Origin of the sequence: Bacteroides sp. 4_1_36, from assembly GCF_003466325.1 — a bacterium.
GTDB lineage: Bacteria > Bacteroidota > Bacteroidia > Bacteroidales > Bacteroidaceae > Bacteroides > Bacteroides uniformis.
Genome location: NZ_QSOX01000003.1, coordinates 173,045 through 196,397, shown reverse-complemented (window position 1 = coordinate 196,397; position 23,353 = coordinate 173,045). Strand labels below are relative to the sequence as shown.

Below are 23,353 nucleotides of genomic sequence, written 5' to 3'. Positions count from 1 at the left end.
AGACATTGACAGCAACTCACAGCAGAACGTAGAAATAGACAGGGTTGCCAAATCATTACCTCATTTTTACCTTATCCTCAGAACTGCTTGCTAATAAAGTGGTTATAAAAATCTTCCAGAATTAAAAATAAAACTTTCATTGAAACAGATTGCATCTTGCTCATGATAACGATACATACTCACCATCGAACGGAGCGGATCCTTTATAGGAACTCCATGCAACTCTCCACAGAATTCACCTTCCCTAAAATACCAGCCACCATTAAAATAATCTTCAAGTCCAGAACCAACTATAGTCGGTACACTTTTGTCTTCCGTATCGATATAAATAAACTCGGGTGCTTCCAAATATCCCAAGTAGTTTGGAAGCCAACTCTGCATGGACAAGGAACAGCCAATAAAATGTCCATGTCCTTTAGTCTGCAATATGGTTAATGGTTCATAACCAGGATTGGTACCAGCATTATATAAACAATGGAATCGTCCCATACCCTCAGGTAAACTCTCCAATTGATCATAATTGGCATTTAAGAAAACGCTTGTAGTCAAACGGTGATGAAGATTTTCCACTTCTATCCTTACCTTTTTAAATGGCATCGGAAAATAACAATAGAAACCTCCACTGGACATACCTATATATTTGGACATATAATGCTTATATTCACAATGCCCTATACCAAAGAAGTCACCAATCGGACATTCTACAGAAGGATAGTCCTCACCATCCCAATAAATACGCAAAATCAGCATTTTCAAAATAGTAGGATCAGGCCACCGCTCCTTACTTAAATCCCAATTTTCCCAAAACCAACCATTAATAGTAAACCACATACGGGTAATTACACCAGGAGAAGTGTGATCTACCAGTACAGATTTCTCACCCGGTCCAACCAAATGGGCTTTAATCTTAGTATTCAAGTCAAAAGTCGTAAACTGACGAGATACAGCGTTACGCATAGTATGGATAGATGTAAAAGCAGAGGTTTGAATGTCTCTCCGTTCTTTCTTGATGGGATTCAATGCATGCCCTACACCAGGTAATGCTGCCAATCCTACGGCACCTGCCATAGTAGCCAATGCTTTACGACGAGACATCTTTTGAGGGCTGGAATCCATATTGCCCGGAATTTGTTTTCTCTTCATCATATTATGTATTAACAATTATCCTTGCGGTTCAATCTCTAAAATAGAGCCTTGTATATGTCTAGTACCTTTGGCTCTGTCAAAGTTTATATAGTATACCACCAATACCCTCTTCTCATCCAGCTGTACAGCCCATGTATATCCGACATCTCCATCATCCGCATCATCTCTTATGATAATCTCAGGAGCCGTGGCATAATCTGTACATTCTGCATTAAGAATTCTGGCTCTAACTCCACAAGGTTCATGACGATAACCATATGTCAACAAAACTCTATTGTCTGGCAGCCTCATTGCCTGGAGAGGATGTCCTTTGAACCCCATACTTTTCCATTCACCAAATGTTTTCCCACCATCTATGGACCGTGCAATACAAGCTTGGTCACCAAACGCTTCCGAACGCATAAAAGCAATCAAATCCCCATTAGGCGTTTCATACATGGAAGTCTCATTAAACGAGACCTTTTTATCTTTAGCAATTTTCGTACCGTATTCCCATGTTTTTCCTTTATCTTTGGATATAAGCAAATAGACCGACGTATTTCTTAAAGCTTCTGTATCAGAAGCTACTACTGCCCAAAAAATACGTCCATCTTTTCCTTCATACAAAGCGCCACGATTATAAGCCGGCAATTTACCTCCCAATCCACTATAATTTATTTCAGACGGAACGCTACAAGGTATAATCAAATCATTCCAAGTTCTACCATCATCATAAGAACGGAGCAAATATCCTCCTGCAAAAACAGCGTCTGTATTCTGTACGAACGGTTTCTTAAGAACAGCTAAACCATCCGGACGAATAAATGTCCACAAATAACTAGCACATAGCAGTGTTCCATCTTTCAACTTCAACAAACATGGATCTTGTGAGCCTCCAAACGGATGGGCATAAAGCAGTTCCGGTTCCTTGGTCCAATGTTCGCCATCTTTGGATCTCACTACTACCAGATAACTATTCGGGTCCAAATGATTATTCTTCTTCTCCTTAAAGACTTTACGGTCTGGAGCTCTTCTGAACGATACCAGTATCTCTCCATTCGATAATTTTACAGCTGAAGGAAAAGCGGAGTAAAACATGGTATCCTTATATATTATTACATCCTTTATTTTCTTGACACCTGGTATCAAAACGTCATTCTGTTGAGCAAACAATGTTGTCGCAGAACACAAGTGGACAAGCAGACAATAAAAGAGAAATATAGACTTTTTCATATATAATTTTATTATGTTCGTTTATCAATCTTTCCAATATGCTGTAAAGTTACAACATATTGGAAAGATTTCAATAATACACTTTATTTATCCCAACCAGGATTTTGAGTAACTTTCGGCTCCACGCTTATTGTTGACAAAGGAATGGGGAACAGCATCATATAATCTTCCCCCTTATGCTCTCTCAAAGAAGGAACCAAATCAAAGGCTTTGTCAAAACGTACCAAATCCCACCACCTTTTACCTTCAAAAGCCAATTCTAAAAGTCTTTCTTTCAAGATAGCTGCATCATTCGCCTCTTTTGTGCTATTCACATAAATATGCTCTTCATACTTGTCTTTATATGCACGTTTCCTGACCTCATTAATTTCTGCAGAAGGATCTTGTCCCAAAGCATTTTTAGCCTCAGCCTTCATTAATAAAATATCAGCATAACGGTACAATATGATATCATCTGCAAAAATACGATCACCATCTCGCACCAAGCCTTTACCTTTTAATACTACACTAACATAAAATTTATTTTCTCCAGTTTCCTGATCTTTAGAATAAATCTCAAGAAAAGAAGCATTTTTTCGAGTATCATCTTCTGTATATTGCTTTCTATACTCGTCCGAAGCTACTATAATACCTTGTCCCGGCCCTATCGGATAAACTATATCCTTTACCTCTTGAGGAGCATCCCCAGGAACAGCACTCGCATGTATCCACATATATCTGAAATAGTTAATACCAGATTCCAAATCCTGAAATCTAACACTCATCAAGATTTCATCATTACCCTTATTATCATAAGCAAATACATCAGCAAAATCCGGCTGTAAACGAAGCTTATCCGTTTTAATTGAATTCAAAGCATTTAATGCAGTTTCAATATCACTGCTTCCACCATTCATTTTTTTTCCACTCCAAAGATATACTTCAGCTTTCAAAGCCAATGTTGCCGGTTTTGACCACATAGCTCTTTGATCACCGAAATTGTCATCCGGATATAAAGACAAAGCTTTCTCCAAATCATCTTTTATCAGTTGGAAAACTTCCGTTTGGGGTCTTCTTTCTTTATAAAGGACTTCTGAATTTGTGTTTTCAATAGGATCTGTATGGATTATCAAATCCCCCCATGTACGAGTCATCACAAAATACATGAAAGCCCTCATTGTATAAGCTTGAGCCAACATTTTATTGCGGGAAGTCTCGTTATTAAAAGTCACATTGGGAGCATACTTTAAAAGAAGATTGCATGAATTGACTATCTGATAATAACGTATCCAGGATATAGGCATATTAGCTTGTGTCAACGTATTATAATAATAAATATCATATCCGCCATATCCACCGATACCTACAGTCAGTATTTCGCTACGCGCTTCCCCCAATATATACAAATCATGTTCAGCAGCTCCTCGTAACTGGACATAAATACCATTTAACGCACCCTTCACGTCATCTTCTGTCTGCCAGAAAGATTCATTCGTTATAAAGCTTATTGGCTTAAGGTCTAGTGCATCACAAGAAGCAAATGTCAGGACCATAAACAAAGCTATTGTACTATTTATTATATTTCTAATTTTCATAACTTTACTTTATTAAAATGATACATTTGCACTAAAAATAATATTTCTCGGCATAGCATATCTACCATTATCCTGTCCACCTTCTTCTGGATTAAGACCAGAATATTTAGTAAAATAGTGCAGATTATTTCCCGTAACCGTAAACCGAAGTCCGCTTAAACGAATCTTTTGTATGATATTTGCAGGAACTGTATAACTTAAAGAAACTTCTCTAATGGCTAGAAAATCTCCTGATTCATGATACAAAGAGCTACCTCGGATAGCATTCTGCTGTCCACGATCACCATGCCAATAGAATCTCGGCATGTCCGCTTTGTCACCTTGTTCTTTCCAGGAGCGATTTACGACATCTTTCGTCATATTATTATCACCCTGCCAATTATAATCCAAAAAGCCTTTGGCAAAATTATATATGGTATGACCCAATGTAAAATCAAGTCTGCAATACAAATCGAACCCTTTATAAGATAGAGAAGTATTAATACCCCCAGTCCAATCCGGATAAATATTACCAACATATACACGGTCTTTACTGTCAATCACACCATTACCATCAGTATCTTGCCACTTTGCATCACCACCATATTTGGTTTTATCAGGGACTGTAATAACATTATCTATCGGCTCATTAGCATTCTGTGCTTCCTCATCAGTAGAATATACACCTATCATCTTATAGGCAAACAAATCTCCAATTCGTCCTCCTTCCTGTAAACCACCTTGCCAAGTATGTTTACCCAGTTTAGCATCCCAAATGTACTCACCACCAATCCGATTATTTTCAACCCCATTATCTGGCAGCTTCAATATTTTATTGGTCACCTTCGAGGCATTAAAACCTAATGACCATTGAATAGAACTGGATACCGGTAATATTCTTGCATTCATTTCCAACTCAATACCTCTATTTTGTAAACGCCCTAAATTAGTGAAAATAGAGCCAAAGCCTGTAGAATGAGGTAAAGTGCGATTTGTCAGCAAATTATCTGTGGTACGATTGAAATAATCAAAGATAAAGTTTAACCGATTATTAAAAAAGGAAATATCAGTACCGATATCAAATGTCTTAGACTCCTCCCAACTCAAGTCTTGATTTGCCATAGTTCCCATAGTGATACCTGCATTACCTAAATATTTAGATCCTACACTATAACTACCTTGAGCCGTATAATCCCCCAAGCCTGAAATATTACCATTTACTCCATAGCTGGCACGCAATTTCAGACGCATTAGATTCTCAGGCATAAATGACCAGAACTTTTCTTTATCCACATGCCACCCTAATGACACGCCAGGAAAAAATCCCCATTTGTTGTTCGTACCCAAATTGGAAGCACCGTCATATCTTGCAGATACAGAAATCAAATATTTATCCTTATAATCATACCCTATACGAGCAAAAATACCTTGCATAGATCGCTCTGTAATAGAACTACTCACACTTACAGGAACACTTGAGGCATTCAAAGTAGGAATCAAATCAGTAGAAGCACCTCTACCAGCAGCTGCTAAACGGGCCTCTTTCCTAAAATAATAAGCATAACCAGCTGTTACATTCAAATTGTGTTTTTCATTGAAAGATTTAACATAGTTGAATACAGCATCTGCCTGATATTGCCGCCATTTGTAAGTATCAGCATTTGCATTTCTTGTAGTTATATAATCTCTCGGTCCATTCCAAAAAGCATCCCAAAAAGTATAGTTATTACTGTTCACTTCAAATAAAGAAAGAGCTGGTTTGAAAGACAATCCTGGCAATATAGTCCAATCTGCATCTACTCCTATTGATAAATTCTGATAGTCATACTCTCTTTGTGCCTTGTTCATATGATATACAGCATTTCCCAGATACTGGGCAGCTCCTGGAGCCAGACTACCATCTTCAAATCTGAATTTAGTGGTAGGTGAGGCAGCCGGTGAACGATAGAATGTTGCATCTGCAGCTAATGGAGAACCATACGTAAACGAGTTTGAATAAGTAGTTCTAGCTGAAATTTTCAAATTATCCCGTGCTTGCAAAGAACCATTCAAACTAAAATTATACCGTTTATATGAAGTTGTAATAACAGTTCCTTCATTAGTCATATACCCTAATCCCATATTAAAGGTAGCCTTTTCCGTTCCACCTGAAACTTCAATATGGTGATTATGAGAAAAACCAGTACGATAAATTTTATCCTGAAAATCAGTATCTGAGTATAACAATGTCTTACTCGGATCTACTGGATCTGGCATTGATTTCCACCCTTGATCTAATTTATAGCGATTCTCATCAGTCAAGTATTGAGTAGAGAAGGCAGTATTATTAGTCAGATCATTTCCTGTTCCATAACCTAAATGTCCTATCAATCTTTGTTCGGTAGCTTTTCCAAATTTCGCTGGTGAAATCATACCTTTCCTCATAAGGGTCAAAAATTCTTCAGCATTGGCAAATTCATATTTTTTACCAATATCAGAAATTGTCAGATTATATCTATATTCAACTCTGGTTTTACCGGCCTTCCCCTTTTTAGTAGTAACAATTACAACACCATTTGAACCTTGGGCTCCATAAATAGAAGTAGCAGCAGCATCTTTCAGAATTTGGATGGATTCAATATCTTCCGAAGCTATATGAACCATATTCGCCCTCATAACACCATCAATAATATATAGTGGAGTAGCACCATTAGGATTATTAATGGAAGTACCACCACGGACTATAATACGAGGTTCTGCACCTGGTTGCCCTGAAATACTTTGCACACGTACACCAGACACTGTACCTTGTAAGGCTGAAGCTGCATTTGCATAGGGTACATTCTTCAAAGCCTCTTTATCAAGCTTGGTCACAGATGTCGTAATCTTCTCACGAGACTGAGAACCATACCCAATGACTACAACTTCCTCCATTTGGGTGGCATCCTCTACCATCACTATTTTATAGTTACTCTTATTGGCAGATACCTCTTGAGTTTTCATTCCCAAATAAGAAAATAACAAGGCACGACTATCAACTGGAATACTAAAACTAAAATTTCCATCCAAATCAGTAACAACACCTAATGAAGTTCCTTTAACTTGTACAGCTACCCCCACCAATGGTTGTCCATATTCATCCATCACATTTCCTTTTACTGTTTTCTTTTCTGATTGATTAGTGGATAATACAGACGGAGTATCTTCCGATGCATATACACTTCCCACACTCAAAACAGTAAAAAGGAAAATATAAAATGCCCAATGTAATATCCTGCTATTAGATTTAATGTCTATTGTTTTCATTTTTTTTGATTATTTGTGTTTCAAACTATTATTAGATTCACCACTGTATAATTACTTTCTTCTTATTTCCATTATTCCTCCTTTCTCTATCAATTAACAAAATCTGTTTCTATGTCAGAAACAAAGCACTTTTTCACATCAATCTTCCCATATTTCACCTCAATGAAAGGTTTACCATCTTTTAGACCAACATTACCAAAACCTGTTTCCGTCGACAAAAAAGACGTAAAATCATCACCTATCCTTGAATCAATATATAAAGTAGAATCCACTGCATCATACTGTATTCCAGTCAAAGCTTGGAGCATAGCATAACTAGACATTGCACGGGCATACCATGCCCCACATTCATATTCATTAAATGGGTTACGTACTCTTCCATCATACCGATCACGACAAGTACGGACAATATCAAGTCCTTTCTCAACCTCACCTTCAAACATCAAATGAGAAGCCACTTGATATTCAATACCTGTCCATACCTCATTGGAGTAAACAAAAGGAAGTTGTAACTTTCCTCCTTTGGGCCATGAACATAATAATAAGCCTCCTTCATCACCTAAAGCAAAAGTCGAGCGCTGAGGATTTACATGTTTTCTGAGATTCCTCTTTAAATTATATTTATGAACAGACAATAAATGACTTAATATTTTCTTTCTATCTATAGCCTCGTCCAGTCCACAGACCAAAGAAAGCCATGCTCCTACTACTCCATCAGATAAACAGCCTTTTCCGTATTGATATTTCGGCCCTTCCTTTTCCAATAAATCCAAACCCTCTTTCGAATAATTAGAATTGACAGACTGTACTTTCGTCGGATCAGAAGCCTGCAACTCCTTCCAACGAATATTTTGAATAAAATATTCACCGTCGTACAATTGATTTTCCATGTAGTCAATACTCTTATCTAGCAACTCTCTATATTCTGTCATATCTTTCTCCAAATGTTCACCCATAGCAACAAATGCTTGTAATGCGCCAGTATAGTAACTATTAATCATACCACTAGGCCCCCAAAATTCAATGTCATAAGTATTATGATGAGGTTCCTCTATAACACCTTTCCTTTTAGGATCCCACGTATTAATGCAATAATCAAGACTATTCTGTACGTATGAATAAATCAACTTCAACCATTCGTCATTACCATATATATGCCAATCACGGTATACTTTCATAATACCACCTAACTGCCCATCAGCTGCTGCATGAAAATTATGTCTGATGGGTCGGATAGGAAGTGCAGAGCGAAATGCTTGGTGCCCATTCTTAGCTTGACTAACAAAAAATTCCGTTTCCCTCAGTGTTCTTTCCATTTTAGGAAACAAATGAGGTATAGCTTGAGCATAATTCCAAACATGTGTACAAGAACCATAGCAAGAGCCATATTCATTACCGCAACCTTCCCAATTCCACATCCGACCATCGTATTGCCGAAAAATCGTAGGTGATTTTAATATAGTAAGATTAGCAGCAACAGCTTCAACAACTTCAGCAGGCAAAGTTGTAGCATAAAATGCATCAGTAAACAGCTCTGTTTTTTCTTTCAACGTATTATAATTTTTCATCCAATAGTCTGCGACTTCCTCTATATTTGCAAATCTACTGCTATACCAGGGACGGTATTTATCGGACAACTGAATGGAAGTATCAATATAGCCTGCGGGCTCTCCTCTTTCATTAACTACAGGTACGATAGGTACATCTACATCATCAATCGGTTCCAATCCCTCACGAACTAATGAGAAAGGAACGTACCATGCCATATATAAACGGATTGTCTTTGACTCTCCCGGTTGCAATCTAAACGGTACATACAAGGAAGCTCCGGGAGCATCCGCCATATTAGCAGGATTTTCTTTAATTACCCCACTGCTCATCTCATTCCAGCACATCGTGAATGAGTCAAAAGACCATCCTCTAAACCAACAATAATTAACCTTAGTTTCCGGTTCATCTGTAAAGATTGCAAAATCAGCCTGATGAAACGGCTGCGTTTCTGTTCCTTTCTGTGATATTATAAAACCATTTTCAATTGGCCTAATAGATGCTCCTCCATTACGAATATCTACAAAGTTCTTTGAATTATAAGAAAATATGGCTTCTACTTCTTTAGCATATTTATTTTTAAACGTATATTCAAAACCAGCAACTGGAAGCCCTGAGTTATTTTCATCTGTAGGAATAAATGGATTCCAAACCTTCATTGTCACGTCCATCTTCAGTTCATCGTCACTCATTCTCAATTTGGCAAAAGGGAATTTTACTTCAAAATCACAATCTTTAAATCGAGGTAATCCCCACGTGCCGCCGTATCCTTTTGTTGACTGTGGTTGGCCAAATTTTTTCCAATCCGGTACTTGTCCTTCCACAACAATACTACCATTATCTACCCCTTTCAAATATAATCCGGCAAACATTGTCGGTTCATTCAACATCTCAGTTTTATGCCTAATATTCATATTAGAAATTGCACCACTACCTTCTACACAAAACATTCCCGTCCCCAATCCCCCAATAGGGAAAGCAATCCTGCTCGTATACTCTCCCGTATATTTTTCATTATAATCACGTACTTCTTCCATACTGGAGCAAGAAGCCCATAAACACAAGCAGATACATAGACCTAAAAAATAAAATCCATTTTTCATATATCATTTTTTTAATGATTTATTCCTTCAACATTCTCTATTTTTTCTCCATTTCTGTTCAATCTCCTCCAATGATAACCCTTTTGTCTCCGGCAAGAATAAATACCCCCATACCAAACCCAACACGGCAATAAATCCATAAAGAAAAAATGCACCTGCCGGATTCTCAGAAGTCGTTTGTCCAACAACAATTTCGGTACCTGGTATAGAAAAAAAATCTATAATCTTAAAGAAAGTAAAGGAGACAATGCAATTAAATATCCATACAGCCAATGAACCTATCGAAGTCCCCAATCCCCGTACTTTCTGCGGAAATATCTCGGAAATGACCAACCATCCCAAAGGTCCAATACTAATTGCAAAAAATGCAACATATCCAAACATAAAAATGACCATTAACCACCTTCCGATTTCGCCCAACTGATTAGCATAAATAAAACAAGCACTAAGGCACAAAACAGAAAAGGCAATTCCTGACAGACCAATAAAATACAACTTTCGTCGTCCGATTCTATCCACTAAATAAAGAGAAATCACTGTAAATACAACATTTACAATTCCAATACCTACAGAAGCCCAAATAGCAGAGAGTGTACTTTCAAATCCTGCCATCAGGAAAATCTTCGGACTATAATAAATAACTGTGTTAATACCTACAAACTGTTGAAAAAACATAATACAAACAGCAATCATTAGAGGAGTTCTCAACCAAGGCTGCATCAAATATCGCCATCCTACCGCACTATTCCTATCTTTCTCTATTTCCACCTCCATTTGTCCAATTAAATCATTTACTGTATTTTCCGGTTCTATTTTCTGCAACACTTTCCTACATTCTTTCAACCGTCCTTTACTCAACAGCCACCGAGGTGTTTCAGGCACAAAACACATACCTACCAGTAATACCAAAGCCGGTACGACACCTGCCCAAAACATCCATCTCCAACAATCCAACTTGTTTTCATCAGCCCAAAAGGTATCTGACATGTATGAAAGTAAAATACCTATTGTAACCATTAACTGAAACATTGAAACCAGACGTCCCCTGGATTTAGCTGGAGCAATTTCTGCTATATACAATGGAACAGTAAATGATGCCACACCTATAGCTATACCAAGAAACAGACGAGAAAAAACCAAGCTCTTCAAATCCGTTGCCAGTCCTGACCATAACGCTCCCACTGCAAATATCACAGCAGAAACCAATATGATTTTTCTTCTTCCAAATATATCAGATAAACGCCCACAACATACAGCCCCCAACATAGCTCCCAACAAACCAGCCGCCGTAATCCATTCAACATCATTATTATCTATTCCCCAATCTGACTGAAGAAATGGAATCGCTCCTGAAATTACCCCAGTATCAAAGCCGAAAAGCAATCCTCCTGTTGCTACAACTGTAGCTATTAAAAATATTATATGTCTGTTTTTCATATTAAACTTATATTTTAGGGTTCAAAACTTATCCAAACTTCCTTTTTCACTGACGGATTCGGAACATATAAGAAAGTATCCGGAGCATCTTCAAAAATTTTATAAATGGATTTACCTTTCCCAATACCTAAATCATGATACTCTCTTGGAGCCTTTCTTACCAGTTCCGAAAAATGATAGTTTGTATTTCTGATCCACTTCAATCCATCACCCTCAAAAACAGGATACCATGCAATACCTTTATGACGACGAATCTCAGCATATTCAAAACCATATTCACGGTCACACCATGCACCAAACACAAGAGATTCATCTGCATTCGTACTAATGGTAGCATGTACCCAATATGGAGGGACCACCACCACATCGCCAGGCTGTGCATAAACAGCATAACACCTCCCCGGTTCATCTGTAGCCGACTCTTGCATGTAAATGACCGCCTCTCCATTCCATATCTCATAAACCTCTGGAGTGGACCATTGACTAAAAGGTGAGACCTTATGAATATGTCCCTGACTGCGAATGGGTTCCATTCCCAAACTTCCTTTGGCATAAGCCACTACTCCAAAAAGCAAATGCTGTTTTTGCAAAAGCGCTTTATGAACAGTCTTACCCACATCCATAGCTATAGAATAGACAATATCCGGTCCTTCACATTTCGGATCCAACAAACTAGACCGGATATCATCCAACCACCGGTTTTCTACTGTCGGGCCAAAAACGTCCTTACCATAAATAAAACCTAACGGATTTTCTGTTATCCCTATATCAATCCCCTTATCAAAATTATCTTTATGCATGATGTCTTACAAAAGCTTTAATTGTTCCACATTCCATTCCTTCAGACTCCCCATAAGGTTTTATTGTATATTCCTTTATGGCAGCAGGAATAATAAAAGTTTCCGCATAATGGACAACAAACGGAGAAAATTGTCCTATAGGACTTTCCACTATCACCGAACGTCCCTCAATCAGATTCAGAACATTAACACCCGACTCATTCTTATGCAAAACTTTGTCCGTGAACCAATGTCTTCTTGTTTCTATAAATTCCCATTCATGAAGTCCCGTCTTTTCTTCACGCCAAGAATCTCCTTCACCAATAACAGAGACCTTGTTTATCAGTTCTTCTTTCACCCAAGACTCCGTTCTATTCCATTGTATCACATTAGCCCCATGAGCTATATTAATCGGACGCGGTCTGCCATCCAGTCCCATCCGTCCCCAATCCCACAACTTAAATGTAAAGATGTATGGGGTTGCACTAATCTCAAGTACCATGCTATTCCTTCCCGAACAATGTACCGTACCAGCCGGAATTAAAAAATGATCATGCTTCTTTGCCGGATAAATACCTACATACTTCTCCACTTCAAATTCACCAGTCCTTTGCGATTTTTCCAATTCATCAAGCATCTCCTCCGGTTTAATATTATCCTTCAAACCCAAATATACAGTTGCCCCCTCCTTAGCATCCAAAATATAGTAGCTCTCATCCTGCGTATAATGCATCCCAAATTTCTGTTGTATATATTCAGTCAAAGGATGAACTTGTAAGCTTAGATTGCCGCCTTCTATCGTATCAAGAAAGTCAAACCGTATTGGAAACTCATCACCAAACCTGCCATACACAGCATCACCCAATAACTGTCGGGGATAAGCAAAAATCAAATCAATTGACGGTATTTCCACTTTCTCATCCCCAAAGGCCAACAACAGACTGTTTTCTTCAGGTACACAGTCAAAACACCAAGCATAATTAGGCATCGTCCGTTCTAAATCGCAAACATCTTTCATCCACTGTCCTCCCCAAGGCCCCGGATCAAAAAAGGGAACTACACGAAACGGACCATTTACCGCTTTCTCCAATCCCTCAAACATCGCTTTGCCTGTAATCATCTTAGGATGATTGCGCCGGTTCGTATCCAAAACATAATCCACCTTTGCCATCAGCATCTTTTTGTGCCTATCGCATATTCTCCAATCTACGAAAAAAGCTCTTTTATACTGCAAGGAGGTTCGTTCTTCTTTATTGTTGACACCTATATTTGATATTTCATTTTTACGGAATCTGGACTGTATCTCCCATCTTGCCATATCGGCATAAATCAACAAATCAGGATGTTCACAAAGATAGGCCGCACCAACCCCATAGACTATTACAATACCAGACTGCAAATCTTCTATCTGTTGCCGGATACCAGTAACTTTATCGAAATCAAAAAAACATTCCATTGTATACCGGGTCAGATAGCCGAATAATTCATCATCGGTAATATCAGGATAGAAAAAATCATTGATTTTCTCTTCCGGCAACATCGCACTATCTGTATGAACAAATAAAGCATTATTGAACCTACCGGCAAAAGCATTACGTATATCATTCTCAAACACTCCTTGATAGCACTCAATCACAACCACTTTCAACGGCTTCTCCAGTACCTTCAAACGTTCACTGATACTATCGGTAATGGCAAACCAACCGGAAATACAGTCATCCGAATTATAGGACACCTGCACAAAAGGATATTTATCGTAATTAGCAGAATACTTCATCTTTTATCTTTTTTCTTAAACAATATTCCAAACCATACAAAGCTGCATAATCTCCCAAGCTAGAAACTACCACAGATACTTTTGCACTCGGAGTCCAGGCAAACTTTGACACCCGTTCCTCGATATAAGGCACTATCACTTTATGGCTATTCATGATTCCCCCTCCAAGTATCACCACTTCAGGATCATAAGCATGAATAAAATTTATAACAGCAGCTCCCCATATTTCAATGCATTCATTTCGTACCAATAACGCGTCTCTATTTCCTTGTTCCGCCAATTGGAAGATTTCTTTAAAATCATAATTCTGAGATGACATTTTAAACGAAGGAGACAGGCAAGCATGATCCTTTATAATTTTATGAAGGAAGAATGAAGAGGACAAAGCCTCCACACACCCCTTGTTTCCACAAGAGCATAACCTTCCTTTGTAGTCTACTACAAAATGGCCACCCAACGAACCTGCTTGAAAGTGCTTTCCATACATTACCTCACCATTCATAATGACTCCCGATCCTATGCCCGTACCAATAGTCATCATAACAACGCTATCATATCCTCTGCCGCTCCCATATTGCCATTCTCCAATTGCTGCAAGCCGTGCGTCATTATCAATGTAAAAGGGGGCTCCCCAATGTTCATCCGCCCATCTATCCAAATCAAGCTCCACTCCATCATCATATTTTTCATTCGTAGATATAATAATGCTTTTTTTATTATTTACTAGCCCTGGAAAAGCTATACCCACTCCAAAGAGGCGCTTCACACCATTTGAATTTAGCAGGAAATCAATTGCATTTTCAATCTCCGGCAAACTTGCTGTCATATCCAAATCTTGACGAGAAGGCATTTTTACATAGTCTACCAGTTCTCCATTGCGTAAGAGACCGACTTTTGTAATGGTTCCTCCCAAATCTACAGCTATGATATACTTCATATTCATATTTCTATCAATTGGGGATTGCCATTCACACACTGTAAAGATGCAGAAAACCCGTTCTCCAAAATCACTTGATAATCATGTCCTGCGTCCGAAGGCCAACAAGCAGCGAATGACAGAACAGAATATCCTATATTTGCCACACGATGGGCCACCCCTCCAGGTATATAATGAAGACTACCCGGAAACATCCGCTCACTCCAAACCCTTCGGTTCTGATCCATCATAATCAATCTGCCTTCACCTTCCACTCCCCAATAGTACTCCCCACGATTCATATTGGCATGAAAATGTCCTTTGGTCATGAAATACTCATCACCAACCTTACCTGGATAAATTCTCGTGATTCCGAAATAGAGTCCCCCTGGCGTTCCTTCTTCAACCGGCAGATGACAAGTCACCTCATACAATAAAGTATCAGGAGACATCTGTTCATAAGCCTCACAATTATGAAAAACACCTCGTAAATCAGCCAAAGTCTTCAAACTCCTCTTCACATTTTCACCGATCAAAGAATCCTTTATAAAGAGCAAAGGCGACTCATTTGTTCTCTTATCATTCATCAGCATCATACTTTTAAAATCTTATATTGCAAAAGTACGCTGATATGGAACTCGCTCTTTCCTCTATATTTTCCGATAATTATGGTATTTTACCATTATTCGCAGCAAATGGATAAAACCTTGCAAAAAAAGTAGAAAACCAAGGCTCTAACCACCAAATATTCAATGATAAAATAGTAGAATCAAATGGCTTGTTTAGCCTTTACTCCAAACTGCTTTTGGAACTGCGACGGGGACATTCCTGTCACTTTTTTAAATTGGGATATAAAATTAGATAAGTTAGGGAATCCGACTTCCCCACTGATAGTAGAAATCTTCATTTTGTTTTCCAGTAATAGTTTTTTCGAATAACCGATACGCATTTCGTTCAGATATTCTACAAAGGTTTTCTTGGTCCTCTCCTTGAAATAACGGCAAAAAGCTGTCGGGGTCAATCCAACCAAAGTCGAAACTTCTTCCAACCTAATGGAAGTCGCAAAGTTCTTGACGAGAAACTTGTATACCTTATTAAATCTCTCAAAATCTTCTGAATTTACAGAATTCGTAAATCCCACTGAGGCCAGTAACTCATACTCAGTCGATGTGGCCATCAGCTCAAGAAGTGTTAAAAGATTCGTTACCTTCCGAACCCCTACATCATTCACCGAACTCCTTATAAACCGGGTTATCTCTAATTTCGATTTTCCGGTAAACTTCAGTCCACGCCGTGATCTCTCTATCAAATCACGAATATTATTCATTTCTGGTAATCTGATAAAATTCGGATCAAATATCTCACGTTTAAAGAACAGACAGATACACGTAGCACGCAAACCAGACTCCTTATCAAAATAAGCATCATCATTACGCCATTCATGAGGGAGATTAGGGCCAATCATACATACATCCCCCTCCTCATACTGTTCTATGCAATCCCCAACAAAACGGGTTCCTATACCTCTAGTTATATACATTATCTCTATGGCCGGATGATAATGCCAAGGTACAATGAAGTGCGGCAAGTCTTCTATATAATAATGTATATGACTGTCTATTGGGAATGGCAGATCTTGGTAAAGTGGTTTCATAGTCATCTAAGTCAATAATCACCGTTAATTATAAAAGCGAATATAGATAATTATTTTATCAAAGCAAGCTATTGTATGTTAAAACTCATAGTAACATCAAAATATAAATATCAATCTTATACTCAAACAAACAAATGATATCTTTTGTATCTTTGTCCCCGCATTTTCACAACCACATAAAATTATAATGAAAACAATAGTAAATGTTCCCTCCCGACAGAACACCATGCGCGAACTGCGGGATTATCTGATGATTGCCCTGGGTATGGTCTTATATGGTATCGGCTGGACAGTCTTCCTGCTTCCCAACGATATTACTACCGGTGGCGTACCGGGCATTGCATCCATCGTATATTTTGCCACTGGATTTCCCGTCCAATATACGTACTTCGCCATCAATTTTCTGCTTCTATTGCTTGCCCTACGTGTGTTGGGATGGAAGTTCAGCGTAAAGACAATCTTTGCCGTATTCACCCTGACCTTTTTCCTTTCCATTATCCAGAAACTGACCGAGGGTGTTGTCCTCCTGCACGACCAGCCTTTCATGGCTTGTGTCATCGGTGCCTCCTTCTGCGGTAGCGGCATCGGCATCGCCTTTTCCAACAACGGCAGTACTGGCGGCACGGACATCATTGCCGCCGTAATCAACAAGTACCGCGACATCACGCTGGGCAGAGTCATGTTGATATGTGACCTTATCATCATCTCGTCCAGTTACTTTGTTCTAAAAGATTGGGAAAAGGTGGTGTATGGCTACGTTACTCTATACATATGCAGCTTCGTGCTCGACCAAGTGGTGAACAGTGCCCGCCAGTCCGTACAATTCTTTATTATCAGCGATAAATATGAGGAGATAGCCAAGCACATCCAGGTATATCCTCACAGAGGTGCAACGGTCATCAACGCCTCGGGCTTCTATACGGGAAAAGAGATAAAAATGCTGTTCGTGCTGGCCAAGAAGCGGGAGTCCACCATCATTTTCCGGCTCATAAAAGACATAGACCCCAATGCCTTTGTATCACAAAGTGCAGTCATCGGAGTCTATGGAGAGGGATTCGACAGAATCAAAGTGAAGTAGAGGATTTCTCGAACTTCCCTTGATTCCAAGTATAAACAATAGGACGGCGGACAAACGGTTTCAGTTTCTCCGCCGCTTCTTTACCCATGTAATCGGTCGTGGTAAAAGTGAATGCCAACGTGGCATCCTTCGCAGAAAGGTCCGCTTTCATCAGCAGCATGTCGGCCTGGCGACGGGCATCCTGATACTCATAGACATCCACCGTATCCGCGGCCTCAGCGATAAAATCATCCAGAACGGGCAATGCCGGCAGGTAGGACGAAGCAACCAGCTCCTTCCAGTCTGTCGTATAGAACTTGACATGGCTGTCGCAAGCCGGAGCACAAACCGTAGCAACCACACAAATCACCTTCGTACTGTCGTTAATAGACAAGAGCTTCATCTGCCATGAACTCTGGGGCGTCATCTTCACATGTATATAGTCTGGAGAAAGTTCCGTCATTTCCGATTTACCACCAAAGCTGTTGGTCACCTCAGCTTTCATCTTACTTTCCAGAAAGTCTATAAAATCCGCACGGTTCACGGCGCTAAGCAACGGACATATAGAATCCGGCATATTCTTAAAACACGTCTTGGCTTCCTGGGCCTGCAAATACCCCCATCCGATGAAAGCCAAAATCAAAAAAGCACTCAGTTTTCTTATCATAACATTTTAATCATTTCTTCAAGGAAACGGGCATCTGTTTCATCAAAACCGCCCAAATCGTCACTGTCAATATCCAATACTCCCCACACTTCACCGTCCTCACGCTTCAGCGGAACCACGATCTCCGAACGCGACAGCGAGCTGCAGGCTATATGTCCGGGAAATGCATCCACATCGGGCACAACCAACGTCTCGGCTCTATCCCATGCCGTGCCGCAAACACCACGGCCTTTCCTGATGCGCGTACAAGCTATCGGTCCCTGGAAAGGTCCTAACACCAATTCTTCACCCTTCACCAAATAGAAGCCTACCCAAAAGAAATGGAAAGTCTCTTTCAGCGCCGCCGAAACATTCGCCAGATTGGCTATCAAGTCATCTTCACCTGCCAGCAGATTTTTCAGTTGAGGAAGCAAAGCGCGATATTTCTCTGTCTTGCTACCAGCATTTATATATAGGTCTTCTGCCATATATCTCTTGTTTATTTACTCCCCAAATATAGGAAGAACATTCCAATCAACACCAAAATGAGGTCGACAGCCTTGCTTTTTAAATTCTTTTCACGGAAGAAAAGCGCACCGAAAAGGAAGGAAACTACAACGCTGCCACGACGCACCATCGAAACGATGGAAATCATGGAGTCCTCATAGCTCAGAGCATAAAAATAGACAAAGTCTGCCGCACAAAGGAAAATGGAGATACAGATAATGGTCCAGTCCCAACGAAACGGGGTACTTTCTTTTCGCTTGGGGTACCACAACAGCAGGATGATGGGGCACATGATAAAGACTTGGTAGACATTATACCACGACTGCACCAGCATCGGGTTGAGCTGCTTCATCAGATATTTGTCATACAGCCCGCTGACAGCTCCGGCAACGGCAGCCAGCACGATGAAAAGAATCCATTTGTTATGCTTGAAGTCGATTCCCTCTTTCTTGCCCGAACGGCTCAGCATGAAGAAGGACACTATGGCAAGCAGCACGCCAATCCATTGATAAAGGTTCAAGCGTTCGCCAAACACAAGCATGGCACCTACAAGCACCATTACGGGACGCGTCGCATTAATCGGTCCCACGATGGTCAGTGGCAGATGCTTCATCCCGAAATAACCGAATATCCAGGAAGAGAGCACGATAAACGACTTGACAATAATGAACTTATGTACCTCCCACCCCACCACGGGAACATCAAACATCGTACCTCCCAACACCGACGGCGCAAAGGCAGATACCAGAATGAAAGGAAGAAATATCAGGCTCGAGAACAGCGTGTTCAGGAAAAGCACCGGCAGTACGGCATTGTCACGAAGCGACTTCTTCTTGAAGACATCGTAAAATCCCAATAAGGCAGCAGAGAGGAAAGCAAGTAATAACCACATAGAGTCAATTAAAAATTAAGAATTAAAAATTAAAGGGAGGGGCCTACGTTTTTGTAGTACATCCCTCTTTTATTCTAAAAAAGTAGTTTCCGGATAGGCTACGTCCACCAGAAACAATGCATTTCCGGGAACGGAAGTTCCTGCCTGGCAACGGTCCTTCTGTTCGACGACGCGTCGGAAACCTTCAACAGAAAGTTTTCCGCGACCCACTTCGAGCAGAGTGCCGACAATGGCACGTACCATGTTCCGCAGGAACCGGTCGGCCTGGATGGTGAATACCCAAGTCACATCGTCTACCCGGGTCCAGGCGGCATGCATAATCTTGCAATTATTGGTTTTGACATCCGTATGGAGTTTGCTGAAGCTGGTAAAGTCCGTATAGTCAAACAAGGTTTGGGCAGCCTCATTCATCCGCTCAAAGTCCGGCGTTTGGAACAGACGGCAGCGATATTGGCGGTTGAAAGGAGACTTGGCGGTAGTGACATAATATTTATACATACGCGCCGTAGCATCAAAGCGGGCATGTGCATCGGACTTCACGGCCCGCAAGCGGTATACGGAAATATCGGGAGGAAGCAGACGATTCAGCTTATCCGTCATAAAAACAGTGTCCAGAGGAGAATCACTGTCAAAGTGAGCTACCATCAGTGAGGCATGCACCCCGGCATCGGTACGCCCCGCTCCCACGACTTCCACCTCACGACGCAGCAAGGTACTCAGCGCCTTCATCAAACACTCCTGCACACTCACTCCATTCGGCTGGATTTGCCAGCCGTGATAAGCAGTGCCATCATAAGCCAGGTATATAAAATATCGTTGCACGGTCTTTTTTGTGTGCAAAGATAGTGCAAACTTAAGAAGGTTTGAATTATCTTTGCAAGGTTTTCACCACAGATTACACAGATTAACGCAGATTTTTCACAGACATAGTACATTTATAAGATGAGATATTCTTCCAGAATCCTACCTATACTGATAATTGTCGCAGCTGCCGCAACATTCACCTTTGCCGGCTGCAAGAAGAAAGACATGTCGCTCAAGTTGAACGAACCGCGCAACATTCGGGGCGTTGTCAGCTACAAACGCTCGTTCGGAGACTTGAATGAGAAACATCTCAATGTAGCCCAAGCCATCGGCATACGTGTACTTTCATCCCGCGAGGAAGCAGAAAAGATGAGAGAGCAACTGCAACCTATCACGACAAACGAGCTCTATGCCGTGGATTCACTGACGCATTCCATCCCTTATCTCATTCCGGGCGCCGCCAGCCTGCTGGACACCATCGGACACAACTTCCTTGATTCACTGACCGCCAAGGGGCTGAATCCAAACAAGATAATTGTGACTTCCGTACTCCGCACCCAAGACGACGTAAAACGCCTGCGCCGCCGTAACGGCAATGCTTCTCCAAACTCGGCACATTTTTACGGAACGACATTCGATGTCAGTTGGAAGCGCTTTCAGAAAATAGAAGACGAGGATGGACGTCCTTTGCAGGATGTCAGCGCAGATACCTTAAAACTGGTTCTTTCGGAAGTGCTCCGTGACCTGCGGAAAGCCGATAAATGCTACATCAAGTACGAGTTGAAGCAAGGATGCTTCCACATTACGACAAGAGAGAAATAAGCGGAAAAGAATTAGCGTTAATAGTATTTTTCAATCCCGCCAAACCCTATTATTATTTTGTTCTCTTTCGTTTTACAGATAAAGTTATTTAATCGCCTTTCAAATTCTTCCGGTCGTTTCCTCGCCGCTTCAATGTATGCGATTCGGATACGTTTATAGGGGTCAGAGAAACTCTGATAATTCTTCCATATTCTTTCATCCTCTTTCAATCTGTCGATTATATCATTTGGAAAAACAAAAGGAACCGACAAGACAGTTCGTATTTTATCCTCAAATTCAAGATGTATCATTTTATGCTCCAGCAACCATTTCAACCTTTCTTTGTTGGCTTGCGAATAGGTACTTTTAGGATTCCTGGGCGTGAAACGCTGAATTTTATGTTCTTTGTCAAGTGACTTTATCGTGCTGTCAATCCACCCGAAACAAAGGGCCTCTTCAACAGCGTCATTATATACAATACTTTTCTCGCTTGAAGATTTAGTAGGAAACACAAACCAGACTCCATCGGCAGTATCGAAATTGTCAGCCAGCCACTTCCGCCAATCTTTTCTGTTTTCAAAATATCTTATTTCTGTTGACATGACAAGCCATCCAAATTACACTTCTCTCCTTATTCTTCCAGCATCTTCCACGCTAGCGGCAGGCAGGCAACTATATCCCCCACCGTCATCCCCACTGCCCCCTGCTTCTTGCAGGCAACATCTCCCGCCAGTCCGTGCACATACGTGGCCAGGCAGGCAGCCTTCTCCGGCTCATAGCCTTGGGCAAGCAAGGCAAGCACCACTCCGGTCAGCACATCACCGCTGCCTCCCGTTGCCATACCCGGATTGCCGGTAGGGTTGAAAAAACATTTCCCGGCAGGAGTGACAATGGCAGAATAAGCGCCTTTCAAGATGATGTGCACTCCGGCGCTCTTCGCCAGCTCACGAGCCTTCATCAGGCGCTCGTACGAATTCTGGCATTTGCCTACAAGACGCTCCAGCTCCTTGGGGTGCGGAGTCAGAATACTCCCTTTGGGCAGACGCCCTATATAGTTACGCTTCTCGCCCAGCAAGTTCAGGGCATCAGCATCCACCACCATCGGAGTCTGGCATGTCTCTATCTGCTCCAGCAGAGCCGCCTCGGTCTCCGCCGCCTTTCCCAGTCCCGGGCCTATCGCCACGGCCTGGTAATCGTCCGTATCGGTAGCGGCGGCAAAGCAGGTGTCGCTGATATCCAGCTCCGTCATGGCTTCGGGCACGGAAGTCTGCACAATGAAGTTGTTGCAGAACGGCACATGTACCGTCAGCAGCCCCACACCTGAACGCAGACACGCACGCGCAGCCAGCACCGAGGCCCCCGCCATCCCCTGCGAACCGGCTATCAGCAGTGCGCGGCCGAAGTTCCCCTTATGGGCAAACCGGCTGCGCGGCTTCAGCAGGGCAGACACGTCTTCATGCTCCAGCAAGCGGAAGTCCGTTTCCATGTCATGGATGGCATCCTCGCTGAGCCCGATGTCCAGCAACTGCCATTCGCCCACATACGGCTCGTTCTCGGCAAAGAGAAATGCCAGTTTCGGCAGTTGCAGGCTCAGCGTCAGATGGGCACGGACGATATTCGTATGTACGTTGTAGGTGTTGTCCTCACCCATCAGTCCCGACGGGATGTCGATGGACACCACCGTGGCGGGCGAGGCATTGATGTACTTCACTACGGCTGCAAAACCGCCGCTCAGAGCCTTGTTCAGACCGCTGCCGAAGAGGCCGTCTATCACCACATGGTCTGCCGTCAGCACGGGAGGCACAAACTGAGTGGTCACTTCGTGGAAGTCCACGCCCGGCACGTCGGCCAGCCGCTCCTTGTTCGTCTCGCAGTCCGGCGAAAGCGTCCCTTTCGTATTGAAGAGATACACCTCGAGCCGGTAGCCCTTCCCGGCCAGCAGTCGCGCCAGGGCAAGCGCATCGCCACCGTTGTTCCCCGGTCCGGCAAAAACGGTGAGCGGCGTGTCCGGCTCCCAACGCTCGGCAATGGCACGGGCCAATGCGCGTGAGGCACGTTCCATCAGGTCGATGGAGGCAATCGGTTCATTCTTTATGGTATCTGCATCCAGTTGCTTGATGCTTGTAGTAGGAAATATCTTCATAATAGGATTATCTTAAAATCGTAGAGCAAAGATAGGGCTTTGATTTCAACTGTACAAAGAGAAGACGTTTTTTATCAAGTTGCTTTGCCCCCC

At 41.5% G+C, this 23,353-nt stretch carries 19 protein-coding genes; 2 read left to right on the top strand and 17 right to left on the bottom strand.

All coding sequences use genetic code 11. The features are described 5' to 3' along the window. Nucleotides 1-102: 102 nt before the first annotated feature. The 11 genes from DXD65_RS05115 to DXD65_RS05065 all read right to left on the bottom strand — a co-directional run bounded on the left by DXD65_RS05115 (nt 103) and on the right by DXD65_RS05065 (nt 16,410). Nucleotides 103-1,146: a glycoside hydrolase family 172 protein gene (locus tag DXD65_RS05115; protein ID WP_233556117.1), complete on the bottom strand. Its 1,044-nt coding sequence runs from the start codon at nt 1,144-1,146 to the stop codon at nt 103-105. 15 nt (nt 1,147-1,161) lie between these two features. Next, on the bottom strand, nt 1,162-2,358 hold the full coding sequence (locus DXD65_RS05110) for a sialidase family protein (protein ID WP_034533021.1): 1,197 nt from the start codon (nt 2,356-2,358) through the stop codon (nt 1,162-1,164). A gap of 83 nt (nt 2,359-2,441) precedes the next feature. Next, nucleotides 2,442-3,932, bottom strand: a complete 1,491-nt coding sequence (locus DXD65_RS05105) for a RagB/SusD family nutrient uptake outer membrane protein (RefSeq protein WP_005823643.1) — start codon at nt 3,930-3,932, stop codon at nt 2,442-2,444. A 12-nt stretch (nt 3,933-3,944) separates the two neighbouring features. Further along, on the bottom strand, nt 3,945-7,196 hold the full coding sequence (locus DXD65_RS05100; protein ID WP_005823644.1) for a SusC/RagA family TonB-linked outer membrane protein: 3,252 nt from the start codon (nt 7,194-7,196) through the stop codon (nt 3,945-3,947). A gap of 89 nt (nt 7,197-7,285) precedes the next feature. Then, the gene (locus DXD65_RS05095; protein ID WP_008665498.1) at nt 7,286-9,847 is read right to left on the bottom strand and encodes a GH116 family glycosyl hydrolase; all 2,562 of its coding nucleotides are present in this window, start codon (nt 9,845-9,847) and stop codon (nt 7,286-7,288) included. 27 nt (nt 9,848-9,874) lie between these two features. Further along, nucleotides 9,875-11,284, bottom strand: a complete 1,410-nt coding sequence (locus DXD65_RS05090; protein WP_008665500.1) for a sugar porter family MFS transporter — start codon at nt 11,282-11,284, stop codon at nt 9,875-9,877. Between the two features lie 14 nt (nt 11,285-11,298). Continuing rightward, the gene (locus DXD65_RS05085) at nt 11,299-12,084 is read right to left on the bottom strand and encodes a glucose-6-phosphate isomerase family protein (RefSeq protein ID WP_005823648.1); all 786 of its coding nucleotides are present in this window, start codon (nt 12,082-12,084) and stop codon (nt 11,299-11,301) included. After that, nucleotides 12,077-13,840, bottom strand: coding sequence for a class I mannose-6-phosphate isomerase (locus tag DXD65_RS05080; RefSeq protein WP_005823649.1), 1,764 nt, complete (start codon nt 13,838-13,840; stop codon nt 12,077-12,079). Before DXD65_RS05080 ends, DXD65_RS05085 begins: the two co-directional genes overlap by 8 nt. Continuing rightward, entirely contained in the window at nt 13,824-14,783 is a 960-nt protein-coding gene (locus DXD65_RS05075) for an ROK family protein (protein ID WP_005823650.1), read from the bottom strand. Before DXD65_RS05075 ends, DXD65_RS05080 begins: the two co-directional genes overlap by 17 nt. Then, nucleotides 14,780-15,343, bottom strand: a complete 564-nt coding sequence (locus tag DXD65_RS05070; RefSeq protein ID WP_009037083.1) for a glucose-6-phosphate isomerase family protein — start codon at nt 15,341-15,343, stop codon at nt 14,780-14,782. Before DXD65_RS05070 ends, DXD65_RS05075 begins: the two co-directional genes overlap by 4 nt. Before the next feature lie 182 nt (nt 15,344-15,525). Continuing rightward, on the bottom strand, nt 15,526-16,410 hold the full coding sequence (locus DXD65_RS05065; protein ID WP_009037084.1) for an AraC family transcriptional regulator: 885 nt from the start codon (nt 16,408-16,410) through the stop codon (nt 15,526-15,528). Between the two features lie 187 nt (nt 16,411-16,597). Between DXD65_RS05065 and DXD65_RS05060 the strand changes: the two genes are divergently transcribed. Next, nucleotides 16,598-17,488 (top strand): YitT family protein, encoded by an 891-nt coding sequence (locus DXD65_RS05060; RefSeq protein WP_005823655.1) that lies wholly within the window; start codon nt 16,598-16,600, stop codon nt 17,486-17,488. On the opposite strand, the gene DXD65_RS05055 is transcribed toward DXD65_RS05060, so the two are convergent. From DXD65_RS05055 to truA, 4 genes are all read right to left on the bottom strand, one after another. Then, the gene (locus DXD65_RS05055) at nt 17,475-18,134 is read right to left on the bottom strand and encodes a DUF3256 family protein (protein ID WP_005823657.1); all 660 of its coding nucleotides are present in this window, start codon (nt 18,132-18,134) and stop codon (nt 17,475-17,477) included. The genes DXD65_RS05060 and DXD65_RS05055 overlap by 14 nt on opposite strands. After that, a complete protein-coding gene (locus tag DXD65_RS05050; protein ID WP_005823659.1) occupies nt 18,131-18,601 on the bottom strand; it encodes a GAF domain-containing protein in 471 nt (156 codons plus the stop codon). The genes DXD65_RS05055 and DXD65_RS05050 overlap by 4 nt, the downstream gene beginning before the upstream one ends. Nucleotides 18,602-18,612: 11 nt before the next feature. Next, a complete protein-coding gene (locus tag DXD65_RS05045; protein WP_057282020.1) occupies nt 18,613-19,512 on the bottom strand; it encodes a DMT family transporter in 900 nt (299 codons plus the stop codon). Between the two features lie 69 nt (nt 19,513-19,581). Beyond that, nucleotides 19,582-20,334, bottom strand: coding sequence for a tRNA pseudouridine(38-40) synthase TruA (truA, locus tag DXD65_RS05040; RefSeq protein WP_087333006.1), 753 nt, complete (start codon nt 20,332-20,334; stop codon nt 19,582-19,584). A gap of 120 nt (nt 20,335-20,454) precedes the next feature. On the opposite strand from truA, the gene DXD65_RS05035 reads away from it, so the two are divergent. Then, the gene (locus tag DXD65_RS05035; RefSeq protein ID WP_005823664.1) at nt 20,455-21,138 is read left to right on the top strand and encodes a DUF5715 family protein; all 684 of its coding nucleotides are present in this window, start codon (nt 20,455-20,457) and stop codon (nt 21,136-21,138) included. A 17-nt stretch (nt 21,139-21,155) separates the two neighbouring features. Here the strand turns inward: DXD65_RS05035 and DXD65_RS05030 are convergent, their stop codons facing one another. Next, nucleotides 21,156-21,719: a YdeI/OmpD-associated family protein gene (locus DXD65_RS05030; protein ID WP_005823665.1), complete on the bottom strand. Its 564-nt coding sequence runs from the start codon at nt 21,717-21,719 to the stop codon at nt 21,156-21,158. Nucleotides 21,720-21,748: 29 nt separating this feature from the next. Continuing rightward, complete coding sequence (locus DXD65_RS05025; protein ID WP_008665510.1) at nt 21,749-23,260, bottom strand: bifunctional ADP-dependent NAD(P)H-hydrate dehydratase/NAD(P)H-hydrate epimerase; 1,512 nt, start codon at nt 23,258-23,260, stop codon at nt 21,749-21,751. Nucleotides 23,261-23,353: the final 93 nt, after the last annotated feature.

Bases quoted from the DNA above. Each gene is read 5' to 3' on its own strand.
- DXD65_RS05115 (WP_233556117.1), bottom strand. From the start codon at position 1,146: ATGATGAAGAGAAAACAAATTCCGGGCAATATGGATTCCAGCCCTCAA.
- DXD65_RS05110 (WP_034533021.1), bottom strand. From the start codon at position 2,358: ATGAAAAAGTCTATATTTCTCTTTTATTGTCTGCTTGTCCACTTGTGT.
- DXD65_RS05105 (WP_005823643.1), bottom strand. From the start codon at position 3,932: ATGAAAATTAGAAATATAATAAATAGTACAATAGCTTTGTTTATGGTC.
- DXD65_RS05100 (WP_005823644.1), bottom strand. From the start codon at position 7,196: ATGAAAACAATAGACATTAAATCTAATAGCAGGATATTACATTGGGCA.
- DXD65_RS05095 (WP_008665498.1), bottom strand. From the start codon at position 9,847: ATGAAAAATGGATTTTATTTTTTAGGTCTATGTATCTGCTTGTGTTTA.
- DXD65_RS05090 (WP_008665500.1), bottom strand. From the start codon at position 11,284: ATGAAAAACAGACATATAATATTTTTAATAGCTACAGTTGTAGCAACA.
- DXD65_RS05085 (WP_005823648.1), bottom strand. From the start codon at position 12,084: ATGCATAAAGATAATTTTGATAAGGGGATTGATATAGGGATAACAGAA.
- DXD65_RS05080 (WP_005823649.1), bottom strand. From the start codon at position 13,840: ATGAAGTATTCTGCTAATTACGATAAATATCCTTTTGTGCAGGTGTCC.
- DXD65_RS05075 (WP_005823650.1), bottom strand. From the start codon at position 14,783: ATGAATATGAAGTATATCATAGCTGTAGATTTGGGAGGAACCATTACA.
- DXD65_RS05070 (WP_009037083.1), bottom strand. From the start codon at position 15,343: ATGAATGATAAGAGAACAAATGAGTCGCCTTTGCTCTTTATAAAGGAT.
- DXD65_RS05065 (WP_009037084.1), bottom strand. From the start codon at position 16,410: ATGAAACCACTTTACCAAGATCTGCCATTCCCAATAGACAGTCATATA.
- DXD65_RS05060 (WP_005823655.1), top strand. From the start codon at position 16,598: ATGAAAACAATAGTAAATGTTCCCTCCCGACAGAACACCATGCGCGAA.
- DXD65_RS05055 (WP_005823657.1), bottom strand. From the start codon at position 18,134: ATGATAAGAAAACTGAGTGCTTTTTTGATTTTGGCTTTCATCGGATGG.
- DXD65_RS05050 (WP_005823659.1), bottom strand. From the start codon at position 18,601: ATGGCAGAAGACCTATATATAAATGCTGGTAGCAAGACAGAGAAATAT.
- DXD65_RS05045 (WP_057282020.1), bottom strand. From the start codon at position 19,512: ATGTGGTTATTACTTGCTTTCCTCTCTGCTGCCTTATTGGGATTTTAC.
- DXD65_RS05035 (WP_005823664.1), top strand. From the start codon at position 20,455: ATGAGATATTCTTCCAGAATCCTACCTATACTGATAATTGTCGCAGCT.
- DXD65_RS05030 (WP_005823665.1), bottom strand. From the start codon at position 21,719: ATGTCAACAGAAATAAGATATTTTGAAAACAGAAAAGATTGGCGGAAG.
- DXD65_RS05025 (WP_008665510.1), bottom strand. From the start codon at position 23,260: ATGAAGATATTTCCTACTACAAGCATCAAGCAACTGGATGCAGATACC.